At 47.5% G+C, this 4,001-nt stretch carries 3 protein-coding genes; all 3 read right to left on the bottom strand.

Annotated features, from left to right (window positions below):
• Positions 1–328: 328 nt before the first annotated feature.
• The 3 genes from RMO35_RS01065 to RMO35_RS01075 all read right to left on the bottom strand — a co-directional run bounded on the left by RMO35_RS01065 (position 329) and on the right by RMO35_RS01075 (position 3,517).
• Positions 329–2,278, bottom strand: a complete 1,950-nt coding sequence (locus RMO35_RS01065) for a TIGR03118 family protein (protein WP_309737961.1) — start codon at positions 2,276–2,278, stop codon at positions 329–331.
• Between the two features lie 16 nt (positions 2,279–2,294).
• The gene (locus RMO35_RS01070; protein WP_309737962.1) at positions 2,295–2,429 is read right to left on the bottom strand and encodes a hypothetical protein; all 135 of its coding nucleotides are present in this window, start codon (positions 2,427–2,429) and stop codon (positions 2,295–2,297) included.
• Between the two features lie 68 nt (positions 2,430–2,497).
• Complete coding sequence (locus RMO35_RS01075; RefSeq protein ID WP_309737963.1) at positions 2,498–3,517, bottom strand: ATP-binding cassette domain-containing protein; 1,020 nt, start codon at positions 3,515–3,517, stop codon at positions 2,498–2,500.
• Positions 3,518–4,001: the final 484 nt, after the last annotated feature.

The raw sequence follows: 4,001 nt of genomic DNA on the forward strand, positions 1-4,001 counted from the left end.
CGTTGAATAGATTGAGAATATTAGCTTTGTCGAAAACCACTGAGCTATCGCTGTCTGCCATGAGTTATACACTCTAGTTAATAATTACCTACTAACTACAATATACACTTCAAACACAAAAGAATACATTAAGAGATCCCCTTCCCGATCGCTCGATCGGCACGATCTGCGGTCGCTGTGCGGTTTAGGTCACGATTGAGATTATTTAAAATCAGCTAAATGGCTGACTTTAATACTGAGGCGGCACCGATCGCGATAGTTATTCGATCGCCTAAACGAGCGTAATTTTTAGGCTTTAAAACTTCCTGACATTCAGCACCGCCAAATCCTAGACGATCTGAATATTACCTTGAGTATTTAGCAAAGTTGCCAGTAAATCGCCGCCTGCAAAAATTTGGGTATCCAATCCACACAATTGGGTGGTAATGGAGTCGGTTTTCTTCGCAGTGCTACCAAGACTAATCGAATCGTCAGCGTTGAAATTCCAGAATGTTGCTGCGCCCTCGCCGATGTCTAAGATCAGCTTATCGGTTCCATTGCCTAAATAGACAGTATCATTGCCAATTCCGGCACTGAGGACATTGTTGCCCTCACCGCCAAAGATGAGATCGTCCCCAGCACCTGTGTAGATATAATCTTGCTCGGAGCCACCATAAATGATATCGTCACCCTTACCAGTCGTGACGATATTTATCCCATTACCAGTGTAGACAGTATTATGCCCATCACCCAGCAGGAATAGATCGCGATCTGCACCACCATAGGCAATATTGTTACCATCGCCAGCCATAAAAACACCGATCCCTTGACCGCCAAACATGGTGTTGTCACCGTTGCCGAGATAGAAAAGATCTGCGCCCCCACTACCATAAGCAATATTGTTGCCATCTGCTGCTGCAAAAACGTTATCGCCGTTGCTGCCAAACAGGGTATTGTTGCCCTGACCTGCTTGAAAAAAGCTCGATTCTGCGGTGCCATGAAGGACATCATCGCCATCGCCACCGAAAATCGTGGGATCTTGTGCCAGCAACTTGTCAGCGACCTGGGTAAAATCAGCAATCTGGGCATCTTTGGGCAATAGCGGCTGTGAATTGTCCCAGCGGAGTCGGCCAAAAACACCATCGGTTGCACCCTCAGGCCCGGCGGCAAAATAGAGCGAATCGGTATCGCCCAAGCTCGCACCATTCCCAAACAGCATTCCCCAGATCCCGTCCACTTCTAGTGTTTTACCTTCCTCATCGTTGAGATAACCGATCGCTTTTTTGGTGTCAGGATCGAATGCGGTAACTTTACCACTAGCAAAACTCGATACTAGCAGCGTATCGGATAATCCGCCAAAATTATCTGGTGCGTAAGCCACTCCCCAAGCTGCTTCGAGCAAGCCACCATCGTCCCAGATCTGGAGGAGATTACCCTCAGTATCAAATTCGGCAATTTTACTAGATGATAGTGGATCGCTGGGATCTGGTGGGGCACCAAAAAATATTGATGAATTGACAGGAGGAGCTTCTCGCGTTGTGGCATAGGTGACAAAGACTGATTCTTTGCCGTCCTTGTTGGTCAAGGTTTGGATATTAAATGGTGCGTATTCGCCTACTTGCACACCATCTCCACCGTCAAAGGGGTTGACAAATCCCACTGTGGATGTGATGTCCTTGAAGTTCCCATCAAAGACATCAATTGTGTGATTGTCACTAGCGTCAACGGCATAGAGATGGTTGCCAGCTTTATCGACGGCAACTCCAAAGTATTGGGCACCTTTGGCCGAGTTATCGATGACTGGAATGGAGGCAAGGGGCCAATCAAATGTGCCATCTTCCTTTTTGCGCTCTGTCCAGGCAGAGATGATCCCATTAATTGAAGCAAAGAAAAACTTGGTCGGTGCGGTAATCGCGCCATTTGGAGCGTCTTGAGTAATGACAAAATTACTCGATTGGTTAAAGACAGTTCCGGTGGGACTTCCTTGGGAGCCATCTTGTCCGGCGGGTACTGTCATTTCGCCGATCTCGTCTTGAAACAAGGGACTACCATTGACATCGCCGACATACTGGTAGGAAATGCCCGAACCATTCCCGACCACCCAAAAATGCCCGCCGACACCTGACGGACGGTGGGAAATACCCCAACCATGGAGGAATGTCGGCTCCAGAATCTGGGGATCGTATTTTTCATCGTTGGCAACTAAGTTAGTCCGGACATAAGAGTTGCCACTCAGTTTGCTGTTAAGTAGACCGAGAATATTAGTTTTGTCGAAAACAGTTGAAACGCTGTCTGCCATAAGGGATACACTCTAGTTAAGAATAATCATCTCTAACTACAATATACACTTCAATCACAAAAATAATACAATTAGAAGTCTTATCCCCGATCGCTCGATCGGCACGATCTACGGTCGCTCTGCGGTTTGGTGTATAATTGGGATTACTCATAACCCGCCAAATGGCTGATTTTGATAATTATTTAGCAATCAGAGGGTGTCTGAAAAGTACAATCACAGCTATTCGATCGAGTGATTTGCTAAGGGAGCATTGACAATTTCAGCATTGCCAGATTGGAAGATTTGCCCGATGACATCATCGATCGGGGGATCGGTGATACTGAGATCTACTACTTCTAGTTCGCCTAAGATTTGGGACACGGTTTTGGTGAGGGATTCTTGAGGCACTAGAAATCTGGCGGATGCGCCTTCGACGGCTTGCACATCGGCATACAATGCTAACTTGGCGCGGGGATAGACATGAGCAAACTCGATATTGACTTCGCGACAGGGCGAAAATCGATCGACTAACCCATTGAGGCTACCGTCATAAATTAAGAGTCCCTGATGAATCACCAACACTCGATCGCACAGTGCGGTAATATCGGCCATGTAGTGACTAGTCAGCAAAATTGTAGCGTTGTAGCGCTGATTGTATTCCCGCAGGAATTGGCGCACGGCGACTTGCGCGTTGACATCCAATCCTAGTGTCGGCTCGTCGAGAAACAGGACTTGGGGTTCGTGAATCAACGCCGCCAGTAACTCGGCTTTCATCCGTTCGCCCAAAGACAGCTTCCGAATCGGTTGGGTGAGTTTAGTTTGAATCGAGAGCATTTCTGCCAATTCATGAATCCGAAATTCCGCCGTGCGGTCGCTCAAACCATATACAGCAGCGTTAATCTTGAGCGAATCGAGGGCGGGTAGATCCCAAATTAATTGCTGCTTTTGCCCCATCACTAGGGTAATCTGCTGTAAGAAGGCAGGTTTGCGCTCGAACGGGATTTGCCCGCCGACTTTGACAATCCCCGTAGAGGGATGAATCAAACCGCTGAGCATTTTGAGCGTGGTGGTTTTACCCGCACCATTGGCTCCCAAGAAGCCGACAACTTCACCCGCTGCAATCTCAAACGATACATCCCGCACCGCATTAATCTGTTTGTAAGTGCGTTGGAAAAAATGCTTGATGGTACCTGGTAAGCCGGGTTCTTTGATCGCTACTGGATAAACTTTACTCAGCCCTTCGACAGTAATACTAGCCATAAATACCGCAATAAGATTTTAGGCGTTCGCCAAGCGTCGCGATCGCTCGTGGGGGTCGATCGATGCCCACGGCGACTACAATCTAGCACTACTTATCACTATAGCCGATTCTCTGGGGGGAGACGCACCCTCACGCTCGCACCGAGCAGGTACTTCCTTCTCACTCAAGAGGATGTTTGAAAAGGTTTTTTGATATGGATCGTAGACCTAAATCTCCCTAAATCCCCCTTAAAAAGGGGGACTTCAATTCCGGTTCCCCCCTTTTTAAGGGGGGCTAGGGGGGATTTCTAGGGTTTAGGCTTAAAAGAATTGACTTTTCAGACATCCTCTAAGAAATAGATATCTGTAATTCACTATTCACCATAGATGTCTAATTTGTCACTGGGAAGGGAGTAAGTGGCACAATGTCCTCCACGCAAATGCGAGCGGAAACTCTTTGCGACTCGATCGTGTCGTAAACTAGGGTGGGATAGTTGCGTGTATC

It is taken from the genome of Chamaesiphon sp. OTE_20_metabat_361, assembly GCF_031364565.1.